Source organism: Comamonas aquatica NBRC 14918 (assembly GCF_000739875.1).
Lineage (GTDB): Bacteria > Pseudomonadota > Gammaproteobacteria > Burkholderiales > Burkholderiaceae_C > Comamonas > Comamonas aquatica.
Genome location: NZ_BBJR01000040.1, coordinates 14,429 through 29,743, shown reverse-complemented (window position 1 = coordinate 29,743; position 15,315 = coordinate 14,429). Strand labels below are relative to the sequence as shown.

Genomic DNA, 15,315 nt, shown 5'->3' with positions numbered 1-15,315 from the left:
GCTGCCGGTTTTGCACAATGGGGGCATCTTGCCCCGCTGACCAGGAGTGTGCACATGGCCCCTTCTTCCATGACCGTGGACGTTGCCGTCATCGGCGCCGGTACGGCAGGCATGAACGCGTACAGCACGCTGCGCCGGGCCGGCGCCCGGGCGGTGCTGATCGACCAGGGGCCGCTGGGCACCACCTGCGCGCGCGTGGGCTGCATGCCCTCCAAGGCCGTGCTGCACGCCGCCCAGCGCTGGGACGGCTTGCGCCAGCTGATGCCGGCTGGCATGCCGCAGGCGCAATGGCGGGCGGCCTTGCCCAAGGGGCATGCCACGCCGCAGCAGCTGTGGCAGGAGGCCCTGCAGATCCGCGACCAGCTGGTGCAAGGCAACGTGCGCCAGCTGCATGCCCTGGCCGACAGCGATCTGCTGCAGACCGGGGCACGCTTTGCGGCCCCCGACCTGCTGGAGCTGGGCGACGGCCGCCGCGTGCAGGCGCGCGCCTTTGTGGTGGCGACCGGCTCTGAAGCCCGCAAGCCGGCGCAGCTGCAGGAACAGCTGGGTGCGGCGCTGATCACGACCGATGAACTGTTTGCCCTGCACGACCTGCCGCACAGCGTGGCGGTGTGGGGCATGGGGGCCATCGGCCTGGAGATGGGCGTGGCCCTGTCGCGCCTGGGGGTGCAGGTGGTGGCAACGGGGCGCAATCCGGTGCTGGCCAAGATCGCCGACCCCGAGGTGGCCAAGGCGGCACAGGCCTATTTTGCCCACCAGATGCCCATGGCCCTGGGGTGTCGCGACGTGCTGGCCGAGCGCCGTGGCGACATGGTGCGCTTCGAGGCCGGCGCCCTCAAGGCCGATGTGCAGTATGTGCTGGTCACCCAGGGGCGCAGCCCCCGGCTGGCGGACCTGGCGCTGGACCAGGCCGGGGTGCGTTTTGATGCCCAGGGCCGGCCGCTGTGGGACCGCGCCAGCCTGCGCTGCCTGGACAGCCGGGTGTTCCTGGCGGGCGATGCCACGGGCGAGCGCCCGCTGATGCACGAGGCCGCGCAGGAGGGGACGATCGCCGCCCAGCAGGCCTTGCGCGCAGTGGGAGACGCCCGCTGGCAGGACCTGCCGGTGCGTGGGCGCAGTGTGCCCCTGTCCATCGTCTTCAGCGCCCCGGATGTGGCTGAGGTGGGGCTGCGTTTTTCCGAGCTGCCGCCCGAGGCGGTGGTGGTCACGGCCCGGGGCGTGGGCAATGGCCGCTCCAAGATCATGCAGGCCCCCGAACACGTGCTGCGCCTGTACGCCGACCCGGCCAGTCGCCAGCTGCTGGGCGTCAGCCTGCTGTGTGCCGGGGGCGAGCACCTGGCCCACCTGCTGGCCTGGGCGATCCAGCGCGCTGACACGGTGGAGCAGCTGCTGGCACTGCCCTACTACCATCCGACGGTGGAGGAAATGCTGGACAACGCCTTGCGCGACCTGCGCAAGCAGCTGCGTTCGGCCTGAGCGCCGCACGGCCGATAATGGCGGCTTTGCTGGGGAATGAGGGAGTCGAACATGCGCAACTGGTGGCTGCCTGTGGCCGCGTTTTTGGGACTGATGGCGGTCGGCATGGCCGCCTACGCTTCGCACGGTCTGGGGTTTATTGTCGATCCGCAGGTCCGTGAGGCCACGCGCGCCTCGCTGCAGCTGGCGGTGCAGCAGCAGATGTTCCATGCCCTGGCACTGCTGGGTCTGGGCGTGGCGGCGCTGACCACGGCCGGCAACCGCTGGCTGTGCGCCGCAGGCGGGCTGTTTGTCCTGGGGCTGCTGCTGTTCAGCGGCCTGATCTATCTGCGCACCTTCACCGGGATCGAGACCTTCCGCCCGTTCGTGCCCTGGGGCGGCACCTGCCTGATGCTGGGCTGGCTGAGCCTGGGCATTGGTGGCTGGAAGCTGGCGCGCCGGGCCTGAGGGCGCATGGGGGATCTCGCGCCGAGATCGCCCGTGGGCGTGCGGCGGCCTACACTGGCCGCCATGAGCGATATCACCATCTTCCACAACAACCGCTGCAGCAACTCGCGCGGCGCCCTGGAGCTGCTGCGCGCGCGCGGCATTGAGCCCAACATCGTCGACTACATCGCCACGCCACTGACAGCCCCAGAACTGGCCGAGCTGGTGGCCCACATCGGCGTGCCGGTGCGCGAGCTGCTGCGCACCAAGGAAGCGGCCTACCAGGCGCTGGGGCTGGACCAGCCGGCGGTGAGCGACGCCCAGATCCTGCTGGCTGTGGCCCAGCACCCGCAGCTGCTGAACCGCCCGATCGTGGTCACGCCCAAGGGCGCGGCGCTGTGCCGCCCGCCCGAGAAGGTGCTGGCGCTGCTGTAATCAGCAGCCCGCGCGGAACTGCCAGTCGCGCGCCTCCTGGCGCTCCTCGCGCAGGCGCTCCATCTGCTGTACCGTGCCACCGCGCCGTGCCAGCTGGTCGATCTTCTGGATGCGCCGGTCGCGGGCTGCGCACTGGCTGCGGTCCACCCCGGACTTGCGCTGCGGCGGGGCGTTGGCCTGGGCCTTGTCCAGCTCGCGCTCCATGCGGTCCCAGGCCCGCTCTTCGCGGTCTGCATGGCGCCGTGTGGCACGGCGCTCTGCCGCGCCCTGGGTGGGGGGATGGACTTCCACGATGGGCTCGACCGGCACGGGCTTGCCGTCGGCGCACGGGGTGCTGCTGTAGCTGTTGCCGCAGCGGAAGACCTGGGCCTGGCCGCTGAGCGGCCACGCCGTGCAAGCCAGCCACACCGCGGTGGCGATCAGGGGGAGTCGGGGCGGGGGCAGGATGGGCATGTCCAGATGCTAGGCGTTTGCCGGCAGGTGCTCAAGCGCAGCCATCCGGAAATAAAAAACCATAGCTGCCAGCGCTTGCTGTGTCTGTGCTGCAGCTCAAAAATACTTCAAGGTTTGTCCGGGTCGTCCTGCCGGCGGAGGGTCTGCTGCAGGCGCTGGGTGGCGGCCGAGGTGGTGCCGCGCACCTGGTGTACGGCCTGGTTCAGCCCCTGCGCCGTGGCCTGGTAGGCCGACTGGGTGGCTTCGCTGACGGAGCGACCGGCCTGCTTGACGCTGTCCGCCGCGGCCTGGGCCGTGTGCAGCACGCCCTGCTTGAGGCGGCCGTACACCGCCTGGGTGATCTGCGTGCCGCAGTCCTTGACGATGCCACCCAGCATCTGCGCCGCGCGGTGCGTGGCGTGGTGGCGCACCAGTTGACGTTGCGGCAGGTGCTGCGGGGCGCAGTAGGCATCGGCCACCAGGCCGACGCGCAGCGTCAGAAAAGCGTTGGCGGCCCCGCTGGCCATGCTGTTGGTCAGCAACTGCCCCATGCCGCCCAGCCCGGGCACGCTGCCCATGGCGGCGGGCGTGGCCGATTGCACGATGGGGGCGGTCAGCTCGGCAAAGTCCACCTCGTCCAGCCCATAGGCGACCAGCACGCAGGCGCCGACATTGCCGTACAGGTAGGACAGCTGGCGCAGCGAGGGGCGCAGGCCATAGATGCGCGCAATGCGCCACACCAGCTGCACCTGGCTGACCAGCACCACCAGACCGTCCAGGCGCCCGTTCTGCAGCAGGGCCGTGCTGGCCAGCACGCTGGCGGCGCTGCGCCGGGTTTCGGTCTCGGCCGCGTCGCGCAGTACGGTCAGCGCCGCCTCCACGTCCTGCGTGCTGTCCAGCGGGCGGCCTGCCAGCCGAGGGTTGCGCGCCAGATGGGCGCGCAGGCGGGTGGCGTAGTCGGCCAGGGCCTGGGCATCGCCCTCGGGCGGGTGGCGCAGGGCCTGCGGCAGGCGCAGCAGCCAGATGCTGGGCGCCAGCACCGTGGCCACCAGCAGGGTCAGCAGGCTCCAGAAAACGGGCTGCCCGGCCCCGGCATGCACGCGGTCGGCCGCATCGGCCAGCTGGCTGACCATGGCCACGGCAAACACAGCGCTCCAGACCACCAGGGCGCAAGTTCCCAGGAGCAGCAGGCGGGACGTGAAGCGGGACATGGGCGGCATCCTCCAAAGCAAAAAACGGCATCCAGTCTGCCTGAATGCCGTTGCTGGTGACAGCAGCCGGGGAATTGGGCGGCCCGGGCAGGCCCTTCGCTGCGCCGAGCAGCCGCAGGCTACCGCCCCTGCTGCCGTGGCGCTGCCTTCAGGCGCCGTGCAGCAGCCCCTGGCGCTCGATGAAGGCCACTACCTCGTCCAGGCCCTCCAGCGTCTTGAGGTTGGTCATCACAAAGGGCTTGAGGCCCTTGGGCGTCGTGCGCTGCTTCACGGTGTCGCTGCGCATGATGGCCAGATCGGCGCCCACGTGCGGGGCCAGGTCGGTCTTGTTGATGACGAACAGGTCGCTCTTGGTGATGCCGGGGCCGCCCTTGCGCGGGATCTTTTCCCCTGCGGCGACGTCAATTACATAAATCGTCAGGTCCGACAGCTCGGGGCTGAAGGTGGCGGCCAGATTGTCGCCGCCGGATTCGATGAAGACGATGTCGGCATCCGGGAACTGGCCCAGCATGCGGTCGATGGCTTCCAGGTTGATGGAGGCGTCCTCGCGGATGGCGGTGTGCGGGCAGCCGCCGGTCTCCACGCCCATGATGCGCTCGGGCGGCAGGGCACCGCTGATGGTCAGCAGGCGCTGGTCTTCCTTGGTGTAGATGTCGTTGGTGATGGCCACCAGGTCCCATTTCTCGCGCATGGCCTTGCACAGCATCTCGAGGATGGTGGTCTTGCCGGAGCCGACGGGCCCGCCGATGCCCACGCGCAGCGGGGGCAGCTTCTTGGTGCGGTGGGGGATGTGGTGCAGGGCGCTGGACATGGTCGGTGCTTTCTCAAAAACAAGGGGGCTCAGGGATGCATGCCATAGGCCCGTTCGACCTTGGCGATGCGCAGTTCAAAGTGCTGGTACCAGCGGGCGTGGCCCTGTGCCTGGGCTACCTGGTGCTCGGCGTGCTGTTTCCAGTCGCGGATGGCGGCTTCGCTGGCCCAGTAGGACACGGTGATGCCGAAGCCGTGGGCATCGCGGACGCTTTCCGCGCCCAGGTAGCCGGGTTGCTGACAGGCCAGCTCCAGCATGCGGTCGGCCATGGCGCCATAGCCCTGGTCGCCGGCGGTGCGCTGCGAGGTGAAGATGGCCGCGTAGTAGGGCGGCTGCGGGGTGGGGGCGAAACCAGGGGACATGGTGGTGGGACTCAGCTGCGGAACAGCCGAGAGTACTGGTGTTCATGCCGCGCCGACAGGATCGCCAGCATCGGCGAGAAGGCCTGGCGTTCGGCATCGGGCAGTGCCAGGGCCAGTTCGACGGCGGCGGGAATCTCCTGCGTCAGGCGTGCCAGGATGCGCTGGCCGGCGCTTTGCCCCAGCGGCACGGCCTTGATGGCGGCCTGGACCATGTTCTCGGCCCAGCCAAAGGCATAGGCCAGCAGCGCATCGGGGGTCTGGGCCCCCGTCAGGTGCGCGGCCAGCGCAAACGCCAGGGGGTAGCTGGCGTCCTGCGCGGCCAGCCATTGCACCTGGGCCTGGATGGCGGTGTCGCCGGCATGGCGGTTCTTTAGCCATTCGATCAGCGAGCGGCCCATCTGCTCGGTCTGCAGGCGCAGCTCGGCGCTTTCGCGGGTGTGGCGCACCCAGTCGTTCAGTTGGGCGAGGCGGGCTCGGTCCTGCGCCGCCCACGCCGGCAGGGCCTGGGCGATGGCGGCCATGTCGCCGCGCGACTGCGTCAGGTGCAGCTGGTGGCGCAGCCACTCGGCGGCCTCGGCCTCCGTGGTGACGCGGCCGCTGTCGATGGCGGCCTCCAGCCCCTCGGAGTACGAAAACCCCCCGATCGGCAAGGCCGGTGAGGCCAGCCACATCAGTTGCAGGAAGGTGGCGGCGGTGGGATGGCTCAGCATCTCAGGCCCCCGGGTCGCTGCGCAGGGTGAGCAGCTTCAGGCCCACGATGCCCATCAGGATCAGGCCGAAGCAGGCCATGCGCGCCACGCTGCGGTCTTCGCCCAGCCACAACATGCCGTAGGCGGCCGTGCCCACGGCACCGATGCCGACCCAGACCGCATACGCGGTCCCGACGGGCATGCTGCGCGTGGCCAGCGACAGCAGGTACATGCTGGCGGCGATGAAGCCGAGGCAGAACAGGCTGGGCCCCAGCCGCGTGAACCCTGCGGTGCGCGGCATGGCGGCGGCGTAGACGATCTCGCACAGGCTGGCCGTGATCAGGTAGAGCCAGCTCATCCGCCACAGCCCTGGCCGGGGTGGTGGGCATGGTCATGGTGATCGCAGTGACCGCAGCCCGCCCCGGAGGCGCCCTGGGCCTTGGGCTGCGCATGCCCGCAGCCGCCGGCAGGCTGTGCCGGGGCGTGGGCATGGCTGTGGCTGTGGCTGTGGCTGTGTGCATGCCCGTGCCCATGGGCATGTTCTGCCCCGTGGCTGTGGTGGTGGTGGCTGTGTCCGTCGTTGGTCACATGGCCGCCATAGGCGCCGCCTTCGGGCTCGAACGGCAGATCGGCCGCCACCACGGTCATGTGCAGGCTGCGCAGCATGTCGGCCAGCACATGGTCGGGTTCGATCTTCAGGTGGTCGGGCTGCAACTCGATGGGTACATGGCGGTTGCCCAGGTGGTAGGCGGCGCGCACCAGGTCAAAGGCTGTGCCGTGTGTGGCGCAGGCGGTGATCTTCAGCACGCGCTGGGGTGCGGCAATCGCACGGATCAGCGATCCGTCTTCGGCCACCAGCACGTCGCCGCCGCGCACGGCCTGGCCGCGCGGCAGGAAGATGGCCAGTTCGCGGCCCTGGCTGTCGGTAGCGGCAAAGCGCGACTTTTGGCGCACGTCCCAGTCCAGCTCGACGGTGGCGGCGCGCTGCAGCAGCACTTTGGCCAGGCCTTGGCCCTGGGGCAGGAGTTTGTGGATGGTCAACATAGGTTACTTTCAAAAGGAGAGCTACAGACTGGCTCGCTTTGTGCATTCCCAAGCGCTTTCCTATCCAATAGCATGACAAACATGTCAACCCCCTCTGAACTCTCTCGGTCTGATAAGTCCGGCTGGCAGCCCTGCGGTGTGGGCCATGTGGCCGTCTACGGCACGCTGCGCGCCGGCGCAGTGAATGACATTGCGCGGCTGCGCGGCGGCATGGTGATCACCGGCCGCACCACGCTGACGGGCACGCTGCACGACCTGGGCTGGTACCCCGGCCTGGTGCTGCAGGGCTCGCAGCAGGTGCTGGCCGAGGTCTATCCGCTGGACGCGGCCTTGGAGCAGGTGCTGGACGGCTACGAAGGCATCTGGCCCCAGGACACGGGCGAATACACCAAGCGCACCCTCACCGTGCCGGTGGCCCTGACCGGTGGCGGCACGCAGATGCTGGCGGTGCTGGTCTACGAGGCCTTGCCAGCGACCGTGCAGTCCGCGCCGGTGATTGACAGCGGCGACTGGCTGGCGTGGTTCAAGGCCCATAAGACAGCTCCCGGCGCGTGAGCGCTCAGAACAGGAAGTAGCGCTGCGCCATAGGCAGGCTGACCGCGGGTTCGCAGGTCAGCAACTGCCCATCGGCGCGCACGGCATAGGTCTGGGCGTCCACCTCCATGCGTGGCGCCAGGTCGTTGTGGACCATGTGCTGCTTGTGCACGCCGCGGATGCCCTTCACGGCGGACAGCGTCTTGGCCAGGCCAAAGCGCTCGCCGATGCCGGCCGCCAGCCCGGCCTGCGAGACAAAGGTCAGCGAGGTCTTGGCGATGGCCCCGCCAAAGCTGGCAAACATGGGGCGGTAGTGCACGGGCTGGGGCGTGGGGATGGAGGCGTTCGGGTCGCCCATGGCCGCCATGGCGATGCTGCCGCCTTTCAAGATGCAAAACGGCTTGACGCCGAAGAAGGCGGGTTTCCAGATCACCAGGTCGGCCCACTTGCCCACCTCGATGCTGCCCACCTCGTGGCTGATACCGTGGGCAATCGCCGGGTTGATGGTGTATTTGGCGATGTAGCGCTTGACGCGGAAGTTGTCGTTGCGCGCGCCGTCACCGGAGAGTGGGCCGCGCTGCAGCTTCATCTTGTGCGCCGTCTGCCAGGTGCGCAGGATGACCTCGCCCACGCGGCCCATGGCCTGGCTGTCGGAGCTGAACATGCTGATCGCGCCGATGTCGTGCAAGATGTCCTCGGCCGCAATCGTCTCCTTGCGGATGCGGCTTTCGGCAAAGGCCAGGTCCTCGGCAATCCCGGCGTCCAGGTGGTGGCAGACCATCAGCATGTCGACGTGCTCGTCCAGCGTGTTGATGGTGTAGGGGCGCGTGGGGTTGGTCGACGAGGGCAGCACATTCGCCTCGCCCACCACCTTCAGGATGTCTGGCGCATGGCCGCCGCCCGCGCCTTCGGTGTGGAAGGTGTGGATGGTGCGGCCCTTGAAGGCGGCCACGGTGTCTTCCACAAAACCCGATTCGTTGAGCGTGTCGGTGTGGATGGCGACCTGGGTGTCGGTCTCTTCGGCCACATCCAGGCAGTTGCTGATGGCCGCGGGCGTGCTGCCCCAGTCCTCGTGCAGCTTCAGGCCGATGGCGCCGGCGCTGATCTGCTCGTGCAGGCCGGCTGGCAGGCTGGCATTGCCCTTGCCCAGAAAACCCAGGTTCATGGGGAAGGCGTCGGCCGCCTGCAGCATGCGCTCCATGTGCCAGGGACCGGGCGTGCAGGTGGTGGCAAAGGTGCCGGTGGCCGGGCCGGTGCCACCGCCAATCATGGTGGTCACGCCGCTGGTCAGTGCTTCCTCGATCTGCTGCGGGGCGATGAAGTGGATGTGGGTGTCGATGCCACCGGCGGTGACGATGTGGCCCTCGCAGCTGATGATTTCCGTGCCCGGGCCGATGATGATGTCCACGCCCGGCTGGGTGTCGGGGTTGCCGGCCTTGCCGATGGCCACGATGCGGCCGCCTTTCAGGCCAATGTCGGCCTTGACGATGCCCCAGTGGTCCAGGATCAGCGCGTTGGTCAGCACGGTATCCACCGCGCCTTGCTCGCGCGTGCGCTGGCTTTGCGCCATGCCGTCACGGATGGTCTTGCCGCCGCCGAACTTCACTTCCTCGCCATAGCCGCCCGCGGCCAGGGTGTAGTCTTTCTCGACTTCGACGATCAACTCGGTATCGGCCAGGCGCAGGCGGTCGCCCACGGTGGGGCCAAAGGTTTCGGCGTAGGCACGTCGGTCCATGGTGGCCATATCAAAGTGCTCCTTGAATCAGGCCGCGAAAGCCGTAGATCTGGCGGTCGCCGCCGATGTCGACCAGCTCCACCGTGCGTTGCTGGCCGGGCTCGAAGCGCACGGCCATGCCACTGGCGATGTTCAGGCGCATGCCGTGGGCGCTGGCGCGGTCGAAGTCCAGGCCCGCGTTGGTTTCGGCAAAGTGGTAGTGCGAGCCGACCTGGATGGGGCGGTCGCTGGCGTTCTTGACCAGCAGCGTGACCGTGCGCCGGCCGGGGTTGAGGGGGTGGGCCCCCTCGTCCAGGAGCAGTTCACCAGGAATCATGTGGTGCCTCCGTGGGATCAGGCCAGACGCGTCAGCAGGGCCACGCCCAGGACGGCGGTCGCGGCGCCTGCCAGCCTGGCCAGCAACTGGTGGCGCTGCATCACGCGGTGGCCCAAGGCCATGCCGCCCAGGTGCAGCAGGGCCGATCCGGCTGCCATGCCCAGCACGGCGCCGGCCGCGGCGGCGGCGCTGTCCTCGAACAGCTCATAGCCGTGGGCCGCGCCGTGGAAGAAGGCAAACACCCCGACCAGGGCGGCGGCGGCACCCCAGGCCATCTTCTGCCGCACCATCACCAGCAGGCCCAGCACCAGCACCGAGGCGGCGATCATGGGCTCGACGGCCGGCACGTGCAGGCCCGCAAAGCCGGCCAGGCAGCCGGCCACCAGCAGGGCCACAAAGGCCGCCGGGGCGCGCCAGACCGTGCCGTGGTGGGGAAAGGCCAGGGCGCTCCAGGCGCCCACGGCCAGCATGGCCGCCAGGTGGTCGGCGCCGCCAAAGGGGTGGGCGAAAGCGTGGCCCAGGCTGTCGAGGAAATTGTGGTGGCCACCGCCGTCCGCGCCCACGTGGGCCAGGGCGCTCAGCGGCAGGGCCGACGCGGTGGCGAGGAGGGTGGTGATCAGGTTCTTGGTTTTCATAGCTGTCTGCGCTGGTGGAATAAGGGCTAGAGGCCTAAAAGGCTGCAAGTTCTGGACGGTCGCTCAGACGATAGGTTCGTGCACCGTGACCAGCTTGGTGCCATCGGGGAAAGTGGCCTCGATCTGGATGTCGGGAATCATCTCGGCCACGCCGTCCATCACGTCGGCGCGCGTCAGCACGGTGCGGCCCGCGCTCATCAGCTGGGCCACGGTCTTGCCGTCACGGGCGCCTTCCATGACGAAGGCGCTGATCAGGGCCACGGATTCCGGGTAGTTCAGCTTCAGGCCACGGGCCTGGCGGCGCTCGGCCAGCAGCGCGGCGGTGAAGATGAGCAGCTTGTCTTTTTCTCGCGGCGTTAATTCCATGTCGATTCCCTCCATCGGTCCGCAGCGCCGGCCCCGTGGACGGGGGCGGGGCGGCCATGCCATGTCGCGGCCTGCATGCCGCCCGGCGCGCGCACACACGGCGGGCCGTGCGGCGCCCGGGCGGTCACCAGGGCATGGCACCTGCAGTGCAAGCACCGTGCCAGTCGGGCACAGAAGCTGCATCGCTGGACCCACCATGACCCAGCCCCCTGCCGCTGCCGCGCCTGTGACGCCTGCCTCGACCGACCCCTGCGTGCCGCAGCAGGTGGTCAAGGTGCGCCGCGACTACAACGGCTGGGTGGCGACGGAAACCCTGGAGGACTACGCCCTGCGCTACACGCCGCAGCGCTTTCGGCGCTGGTCTGCGTGGCGGGTGGCGAACACCGCGTTCGGCGCGGCCTCGTTCCTGATCCTGGAGGCCGTGGGCGCCACGCTGCTGGTGCAGTACGGCTGGGCGAATGCCTTCTGGGCCATCGTGGCCACCGGCCTGATCATCTTTGCGGCGGGCCTGCCCATCAGCGTCTACGCGGCGCGCTACGGGGTGGACATGGACCTGCTGACGCGCGGCGCAGGCTTTGGCTACATCGGCTCGACCATCACCTCGCTGATCTACGCCACCTTCACCTTCATCTTCTTCGCGCTGGAGGCGGCCGTGATGGCCTATGCGCTGGAGTTGGCGCTGGACATCCCGCCGGCCTGGGGCTACCTGATCTGCGCCCTGGTGGTGATTCCGCTGGTCACGCACGGGGTGTCCATGATCAGCCGGCTGCAGATGTGGACCCAGCCGCTGTGGCTGCTGATGCTGGTCGTGCCCTTTGTCTACGTGCTGCTGCGCAATCCCGGTGCGTTTGCGCAGGTGGTGCACTACGGTGGGGAGTCGGGCGCGGGTGCGCACTTTTCACTGCCTCTTTTTGGTGCGGCGCTGACCGTGGGCATCGCGCTGATCACCCAGATGGGGGAGCAGGCCGACTACCTGCGCTTCATGCCGGCGCGCGCGCAGACCACGCGGCTGCGCTGGTGGTCCGGCGTGCTGCTGGGCGGTCCGGGCTGGGTGGTGCTGGGTGTGGCCAAGATGCTGGGCGGTGCGCTGCTGGCCTACCTGGCGATCTCGCACTCCGTGCCGGCCAGCCATGCGGTCGATCCCAACCAGATGTACCTGGCGGCGTATGAGTACGTCTTCCCGCACTACGGCTGGGCGGTGGCGGCCACGGCGCTGTTCGTGGTGATCTCGCAGCTCAAGATCAATGTGACCAATGCCTATGCGGGCTCGCTGGCCTGGTCCAACTTCTTCTCGCGCCTCACGCACAGCCACCCCGGGCGCGTGGTGTGGGTGGTGTTCAACACGCTGATCGCCTTCATGCTGATGGAGATGAATGTGTTCCGCGCCCTGGGTGAGGTGCTGGGCCTGTACTCCAACATCGCCATCGCATGGATCATGGCCGTGGTGGCCGACCTGGTCATCAACAAGCCGCTGGGCTGGTCGCCGCGGGGCATCGAATTCAAGCGTGCCCACCTGTACGACATCAACCCCGTGGGCGTGGGGGCCATGGGCCTGGCCTCGGGGCTGTCGATCGCGGCCCACTTGGGCGTGTTCGGGCCGCTGGCCCAGGCCTTCTCGGCCCTGATCGCCATGGTGGTGGCCCTGGTCGCCGCGCCGCTGATTGCCTGGGCCACGCGCGGGCGCTACTACCTGGCGCGCACGGCCACGCTGCCGGCACAGGCCTGCGCCGGGTGCACGGGCTGCCGCGCGGTCCCCCAGGCCCAGGCCGTGCACACCCTGCGCTGCACCGTGTGCGAGCGCGACTACGAAGTGCCGGACATGGCCCACTGTCCGGCCTATGGCGGTCACATCTGTTCGCTGTGCTGCACCCTGGATGCGCGCTGCGGCGACCTGTGCAAGCCCCAGGCGCACTGGGGCGTGCAGTGGCGCGCCGCGCTGCGCTGGCTGCTGCCGGAGCAGCTGTGGCGGCTGTTCGACAAGGGCCTGGGGCACTTTCTGCTGCTGATGCTGGTGATTGCCCCGCTGCTGGCCGCGGTGCTGGGTCTGCTCTACCACCAGGAGCTGCAGACCCTGCAGCGCACCGCCATGACGCCGGCCGCGCTGCAGGCCGCACAGGCGGCGCTGGGTTCGGCCATGCTTAAGGCCTACCTGGGCCTGCTGCTGATTGCCGGCATCGTCGCCTGGTGGCTGGTGCTGGCGCACCAGAGCCGCCGCGTGGCGCAGGAAGAGTCCAACCGCCAGACCGGCCTGCTGGTGCGCGAAATCGCCCTGCACCAGCAGACCGATGCCGCGCTGCAAAGCGCCCGCAAAGCCGCCGAAGAGGCGCGTGCCGTGGCCGAGGCGGCACGCGAAACCGCCGACCACGCCAACCAGGCCAAGAGCCGCTACCTCAGCGCCATCAGCCACGAGCTGCGCACGCCGCTCAACAGCATCCTGGGCTACGCCCAGCTCATGGGGGCCGATGACAGCGTGCCCCCGCACCGCCAGCACGCGGTGCAGGTGATCCGGCGTGGCGGCGAGCACCTGCTGTCGCTGATCGAGGGCACGCTGGACGTGGCGCGCATCGAATCGGGCAAGCTGGCCCTGCAGGTGGCGCCCATGCACTTTGCCGAAGGCATGCAGGCCCTGGCCGATCTGTTCGCCCTGCAGGCCCAGGCCAAGGGCCTGGCCTTCCACTACGAGGTGCAGGGGCGGCTGCCCGCCGTGGTGCGGGCCGACGAAAAGCGGCTGCGCCAGATCGTCATCAACCTGTTGGGCAATGCGCTGAAGTTCACGCAGCAGGGCCACGTCACCCTGCAGGTGCAGCATGCGCGGCAGATGGCCATCGTGCGCGTGATCGACACCGGCCCGGGCCTGGGGCCCGAGGAGCAGGCGCGCATCTTCGAGCCCTTCGAGCGCGGCCAGGCCGCCACGGCGGCGGGCGGTGCCGGCCTGGGCCTGACCATGGCCAAGATGCTGACCGAACTGATGGGCGGCGTGCTGACCCTGCACAGCGCACCGGGCCAGGGCGCGGTGTTCGAGGTGCGGCTGTTCCTGCCCTCGGTCGAGGGCGTGGCGCCCGCCGTCGCGCCGCTGCAGCGCATGCCCGTGGGCTATGCTGGGCCGCGCCGCCGGGTGTTGGTGGTGGACAACGAGGAGGCCGACCGCGGCGTGCTGCGGCAGCTGCTGGCACCGCTGGGCTTCGAGGTGCAGCAGGCCGACAGCGGCCATGCGGCCCTGGCCTGGGTGGCGGGCGGTTGGGTGCCCGATGCCGTCTTCATGGACCTGGCCATGCCCGGCATCGACGGCTGGGAAACGCTGCGCCGCCTGCGGGCGCTGCAGGCCGGTGACATCGCCTGCGCCGTGGTCTCGGCCAATGCCTTTGACCGCGAGCTGCCCAACGACGTGGGGATTGCGCCGCAGGACTTCCTCGTCAAGCCCGTGCGCCACAGCGAGCTGCTGCACTGGCTGGCCCAACGTCTGGACCTGGTGTGGCACTACGCGCTAGAAGCAAAAACCACCGCAACGCCCGTACAGTGGGTGCAGGATGCTATGCAATTCAATAGCAAAGAACCTGGGGCTGATGGCCCGCCCGTCGCCGCGGTCCCGGCCGAGGACCTGGCGCCGCTGTGCCAGGCGCTGCAGCTGGGCTATGTGCGCGGCGTGCGCCAGGCCCTGGCGCAGCTGGAGCAGGCACACCCCGCGCAGGCGGTGCTGTGGACGCAGTGGCGCGGCCTGGTGCAGCAGTTCGACATGGACGGCCTGGCGCGCGCGGTGGCGCAGCAGCAGGCGACGGATGTGGGGCTGCCATGAACGCGCCGGACGTGGTGCTGATCGTGGACGACGTGCCCGACAACCTGTCGGTGCTGCACGACGCGCTGGATGAGGCGGGCTACACCGTCCTGGTGGCCACGCATGGCGAGCAGGCCTTGCAGCGCGCCGCGCAGGCCCAGCCAGACATCATCTTGCTGGATGCGCTGATGCCGGGCATGGACGGTTTCGAGGTGGCGCGCCGCCTCAAGGCCGATGCGCAGACCGCGGCCATCCCGGTGGTGTTCATGACCGGATTGACCGAGACCGAGCACCTGGTGGCCGCCCTGGCCGCCGGCGGCGTGGACTATGTGACCAAACCCCTGAAGCCCGCCGAGGTGCTGGCCCGCATGCAGGTGCACCTGGGCACCGCCCGGCGCGCCCGCAGCCAGGCGCAGCAGGCGCTGCAGGCGCGCAGTGCGCTGGATGCCTTTGGCTACGCCAGCATGACGGTGCGCGTGGCGGATGGCCGCATCCTGTGGCAGACCGCGCTGGCGCGCCGCCTGCTGCTGGCCTATGGCGACAGCCCCGGTGACGCCGGCAGCGCCACCGTGGGCGAGACCCTGCGCCACTGGATGGCGCGGCAGCTGGACGGGGTGCTGCAAGGGCTGGCCGAGCCGCCCCGCTGGGTGCTGGCGGCCCCCCAGCCCGTGGCCGGCAGCGACCGGCGCCTGGTGCTGCACCTGCACCCGCCGATGGAAGAGGGGCAGGGCGGCGAGCTGCTGGTGGTGATGCGCGAGGAGTCGGGCAGCGCCGCGGCCCAGCTGCTGCGCGAGGCCTTTGCGCTGACGGCCAAGGAGGCCGAGGTGCTGTTCTGGGTGGCGCAGGGCAAGATCAACCGCGACATTGCCGACATCGTGGGCAGCAGCCCGGCCACGGTGAAAAAGCACCTGGAGCGCATCCACGCCAAGCTGGGCGTGGAAACGCGCACGGCGGCCGCGGCCCTGGCCCTGGGGCGGCTGCGCCAGGGCGGATGAACGGCGCAGGGCGTACGCCATCCGGCGTATAGGCGCCGTACCGGGTCATCCCTAGCATGGACTCCATCAACCCACC

Annotated in this window: 17 protein-coding genes; 6 read left to right on the top strand and 11 right to left on the bottom strand. The window is 69.4% G+C overall.

The window, feature by feature from the left end:
- Positions 1–54: 54 nt before the first annotated feature.
- From CA2_RS08225 to arsC, 3 genes are all read left to right on the top strand, one after another.
- Entirely contained in the window at positions 55–1,476 is a 1,422-nt protein-coding gene (locus CA2_RS08225; protein WP_042415171.1) for a dihydrolipoyl dehydrogenase, read from the top strand.
- A gap of 51 nt (positions 1,477–1,527) precedes the next feature.
- On the top strand, positions 1,528–1,923 hold the full coding sequence (locus CA2_RS08220) for a DUF423 domain-containing protein (protein WP_042415167.1): 396 nt from the start codon (positions 1,528–1,530) through the stop codon (positions 1,921–1,923).
- Positions 1,924–1,986: 63 nt separating this feature from the next.
- A complete protein-coding gene (gene arsC, locus CA2_RS08215) occupies positions 1,987–2,337 on the top strand; it encodes an arsenate reductase (glutaredoxin) (RefSeq protein WP_042415164.1) in 351 nt (116 codons plus the stop codon).
- Here the strand turns inward: arsC and CA2_RS17975 are convergent, their stop codons facing one another.
- From CA2_RS17975 to ureE, 7 genes are all read right to left on the bottom strand, one after another.
- Positions 2,338–2,790, bottom strand: a complete 453-nt coding sequence (locus CA2_RS17975) for a phage tail tape measure protein (RefSeq protein WP_042415162.1) — start codon at positions 2,788–2,790, stop codon at positions 2,338–2,340.
- 107 nt (positions 2,791–2,897) lie between these two features.
- On the bottom strand, positions 2,898–3,980 hold the full coding sequence (locus CA2_RS08205) for a DUF697 domain-containing protein (RefSeq protein WP_169741460.1): 1,083 nt from the start codon (positions 3,978–3,980) through the stop codon (positions 2,898–2,900).
- A 148-nt stretch (positions 3,981–4,128) separates the two neighbouring features.
- Positions 4,129–4,791, bottom strand: a complete 663-nt coding sequence (gene ureG, locus CA2_RS08200) for an urease accessory protein UreG (RefSeq protein ID WP_042415155.1) — start codon at positions 4,789–4,791, stop codon at positions 4,129–4,131.
- A 29-nt stretch (positions 4,792–4,820) separates the two neighbouring features.
- Positions 4,821–5,153 carry an antibiotic biosynthesis monooxygenase family protein gene (locus tag CA2_RS08195; RefSeq protein ID WP_042415152.1) on the bottom strand — a complete coding sequence of 111 codons (333 nt, stop codon included), beginning with the start codon at positions 5,151–5,153 and terminating at the stop codon, positions 4,821–4,823.
- A gap of 11 nt (positions 5,154–5,164) precedes the next feature.
- Complete coding sequence (locus CA2_RS08190; RefSeq protein ID WP_042415150.1) at positions 5,165–5,863, bottom strand: urease accessory protein UreF; 699 nt, start codon at positions 5,861–5,863, stop codon at positions 5,165–5,167.
- Between the two features lies 1 nt (position 5,864).
- Complete coding sequence (locus tag CA2_RS08185) at positions 5,865–6,200, bottom strand: DMT family transporter (protein WP_042415147.1); 336 nt, start codon at positions 6,198–6,200, stop codon at positions 5,865–5,867.
- The gene (ureE, locus tag CA2_RS08180; protein ID WP_042415144.1) at positions 6,197–6,886 is read right to left on the bottom strand and encodes an urease accessory protein UreE; all 690 of its coding nucleotides are present in this window, start codon (positions 6,884–6,886) and stop codon (positions 6,197–6,199) included. Before ureE ends, CA2_RS08185 begins: the two co-directional genes overlap by 4 nt.
- Positions 6,887–6,967: 81 nt before the next feature.
- Between ureE and CA2_RS08175 the strand changes: the two genes are divergently transcribed.
- Positions 6,968–7,441 (top strand): gamma-glutamylcyclotransferase family protein, encoded by a 474-nt coding sequence (locus CA2_RS08175; protein WP_042415140.1) that lies wholly within the window; start codon positions 6,968–6,970, stop codon positions 7,439–7,441.
- Positions 7,442–7,445: 4 nt separating this feature from the next.
- Here CA2_RS08175 and ureC read toward each other — a convergent pair whose 3' ends face one another.
- The 4 genes from ureC to CA2_RS08155 all read right to left on the bottom strand — a co-directional run bounded on the left by ureC (position 7,446) and on the right by CA2_RS08155 (position 10,472).
- Positions 7,446–9,164 (bottom strand): urease subunit alpha, encoded by a 1,719-nt coding sequence (gene ureC / locus CA2_RS08170; protein ID WP_042415137.1) that lies wholly within the window; start codon positions 9,162–9,164, stop codon positions 7,446–7,448.
- 1 nt (position 9,165) lies between these two features.
- Complete coding sequence (locus CA2_RS08165) at positions 9,166–9,471, bottom strand: urease subunit beta (RefSeq protein ID WP_042415133.1); 306 nt, start codon at positions 9,469–9,471, stop codon at positions 9,166–9,168.
- Positions 9,472–9,488: 17 nt separating this feature from the next.
- Positions 9,489–10,106, bottom strand: coding sequence for a HupE/UreJ family protein (locus tag CA2_RS08160; RefSeq protein ID WP_042415130.1), 618 nt, complete (start codon positions 10,104–10,106; stop codon positions 9,489–9,491).
- A gap of 63 nt (positions 10,107–10,169) precedes the next feature.
- Positions 10,170–10,472, bottom strand: a complete 303-nt coding sequence (locus tag CA2_RS08155; RefSeq protein WP_042415127.1) for an urease subunit gamma — start codon at positions 10,470–10,472, stop codon at positions 10,170–10,172.
- 196 nt (positions 10,473–10,668) lie between these two features.
- Between CA2_RS08155 and CA2_RS08150 the strand changes: the two genes are divergently transcribed.
- Both CA2_RS08150 and CA2_RS08145 read left to right on the top strand, forming a co-directional pair.
- Positions 10,669–14,265 carry a hybrid sensor histidine kinase/response regulator gene (locus tag CA2_RS08150; RefSeq protein ID WP_042415125.1) on the top strand — a complete coding sequence of 1,199 codons (3,597 nt, stop codon included), beginning with the start codon at positions 10,669–10,671 and terminating at the stop codon, positions 14,263–14,265.
- Entirely contained in the window at positions 14,262–15,239 is a 978-nt protein-coding gene (locus tag CA2_RS08145) for a response regulator (RefSeq protein ID WP_042415122.1), read from the top strand. Before CA2_RS08150 ends, CA2_RS08145 begins: the two co-directional genes overlap by 4 nt.
- Positions 15,240–15,315 lie beyond the last annotated feature (76 nt).

Bases quoted from the DNA above. Each gene is read 5' to 3' on its own strand.
- CA2_RS08225 (WP_042415171.1), top strand. From the start codon at position 55: ATGGCCCCTTCTTCCATGACCGTGGACGTTGCCGTCATCGGCGCCGGT.
- CA2_RS08220 (WP_042415167.1), top strand. From the start codon at position 1,528: ATGCGCAACTGGTGGCTGCCTGTGGCCGCGTTTTTGGGACTGATGGCG.
- arsC (WP_042415164.1), top strand. From the start codon at position 1,987: ATGAGCGATATCACCATCTTCCACAACAACCGCTGCAGCAACTCGCGC.
- CA2_RS17975 (WP_042415162.1), bottom strand. From the start codon at position 2,790: ATGCCCATCCTGCCCCCGCCCCGACTCCCCCTGATCGCCACCGCGGTG.
- CA2_RS08205 (WP_169741460.1), bottom strand. From the start codon at position 3,980: ATGTCCCGCTTCACGTCCCGCCTGCTGCTCCTGGGAACTTGCGCCCTG.
- ureG (WP_042415155.1), bottom strand. From the start codon at position 4,791: ATGTCCAGCGCCCTGCACCACATCCCCCACCGCACCAAGAAGCTGCCC.
- CA2_RS08195 (WP_042415152.1), bottom strand. From the start codon at position 5,153: ATGTCCCCTGGTTTCGCCCCCACCCCGCAGCCGCCCTACTACGCGGCC.
- CA2_RS08190 (WP_042415150.1), bottom strand. From the start codon at position 5,863: ATGCTGAGCCATCCCACCGCCGCCACCTTCCTGCAACTGATGTGGCTG.
- CA2_RS08185 (WP_042415147.1), bottom strand. From the start codon at position 6,200: ATGAGCTGGCTCTACCTGATCACGGCCAGCCTGTGCGAGATCGTCTAC.
- ureE (WP_042415144.1), bottom strand. From the start codon at position 6,886: ATGTTGACCATCCACAAACTCCTGCCCCAGGGCCAAGGCCTGGCCAAA.
- CA2_RS08175 (WP_042415140.1), top strand. From the start codon at position 6,968: ATGTCAACCCCCTCTGAACTCTCTCGGTCTGATAAGTCCGGCTGGCAG.
- ureC (WP_042415137.1), bottom strand. From the start codon at position 9,164: ATGGCCACCATGGACCGACGTGCCTACGCCGAAACCTTTGGCCCCACC.
- CA2_RS08165 (WP_042415133.1), bottom strand. From the start codon at position 9,471: ATGATTCCTGGTGAACTGCTCCTGGACGAGGGGGCCCACCCCCTCAAC.
- CA2_RS08160 (WP_042415130.1), bottom strand. From the start codon at position 10,106: ATGAAAACCAAGAACCTGATCACCACCCTCCTCGCCACCGCGTCGGCC.
- CA2_RS08155 (WP_042415127.1), bottom strand. From the start codon at position 10,472: ATGGAATTAACGCCGCGAGAAAAAGACAAGCTGCTCATCTTCACCGCC.
- CA2_RS08150 (WP_042415125.1), top strand. From the start codon at position 10,669: ATGACCCAGCCCCCTGCCGCTGCCGCGCCTGTGACGCCTGCCTCGACC.
- CA2_RS08145 (WP_042415122.1), top strand. From the start codon at position 14,262: ATGAACGCGCCGGACGTGGTGCTGATCGTGGACGACGTGCCCGACAAC.